Source organism: Bartonella sp. AP57NXGY, assembly GCF_042195805.1.
Classification (GTDB): domain Bacteria; phylum Pseudomonadota; class Alphaproteobacteria; order Rhizobiales; family Rhizobiaceae; genus Bartonella.
In genome coordinates, this window is sequence record NZ_JBHIOZ010000102.1 from 3,237 (window position 1) to 4,447 (window position 1,211).

At 32.2% G+C, this 1,211-nt stretch carries 1 protein-coding gene; it reads right to left on the minus strand.

The genetic code is table 11. From position 1 onward, the window contains the following. A partial coding sequence (locus ACFIL8_RS07805; protein WP_375689343.1) for a hypothetical protein occupies positions 1–299 on the minus strand: 299 nt, incomplete at its 3' end. Between the last annotated feature and the right edge of the window lie 912 nt (positions 300–1,211).

Sequence of the window (1,211 nt, forward strand, 5' to 3'; positions counted from 1 at the left end):
TGACTGTTATAATTAATGAATATTTTATTCATGTTTGTTGACGAATGCAAAGTGGTTGTTAGATGGGGTGCTGTTGTTGCATTGTTTTTCTTTGCTTGTATGACTGTTGGTTTATTTATATGTAGGTTGATTGCCCAATGCTTACCTAGGCAATATAAAATGAAATGCAGCGATGAAAAATTGAAGTTAAATGACTCAAGCTGCTTGTGTTGGGTTTTATTATCTGATAGCTTTCCTCTATTAGTAGAGTGATCTTGCCGCGTGTGCGCTCCAATTTTTTGGAAGATGATTAAGCTCATGCAGGCTTGTATCCACTACATTGCTTCGTTGAATCTCTGTATGTTTCCGCTGGAAACGAGAGTTCTGTTGCGGTATATTGTTTTCTATTCTATTTTTATAGTGGTAAAGCAATGATGCACGCCAAAGTTTAGAAGGGTTTATATTCGTTATGTCTTTAGGGGGGAAACGTCTAATGAATTTTATTTTTATCAATGAGAGAATGCATTTTAGTGTATATTCTTTTATTGTAAGCTTTATTTCTCAAAAGATAAAGCGTGGAAGGAATGCTTCTTCTCATTTTTCCTTTATCTTTGTTAACGCGTTTGGTTTTGTTGGTAAAAACGTAAAACTTTTGACACTTAGTTTTCAAAAGATTAAGCAGATTTTTGTGGGGGGTAGCGTTTTAGAAAAGATATTTTCTTATGTCTTTCTGCTGTTTCAGTGCCGTTTTGGTCATGTAGTAAAGATGCGCCGTATCTTGAAACAGTGTTTGAGGGGGATGACTATTTTTAAAGTTTGCATATTTTATTTTAAATGTCGCCTAAAGGAATAGAATAATGAATTCATAAATTTTTGCGTAATGATTTTTTTAAAGCTCACTATTTTTGGGGCGACAAGGCTTATTGATGATTAATAGAGAACTGATATAGTGCATTATCATATGCAAAGAGGTTATGAAAAGAATGTAATACTGGTTAGCAAAACATATATTGCATATTCGTTATGGTTTATTGAGACGTAAGTCAATGAATTTATCAAGTAGATGACTCTGTGTAGGTGATTAAAAATATAGGCGATTAGAACGTATTTATTCAATGTTATAATTATAAATTTGCTATATTATTTCAGCGTCATTAATTGATAAAAATAAATAAAGGGAAAAGTTTATGAACTTGAAGAAAACAATATTGAAAAGTAGCAGCTCTCTTGTT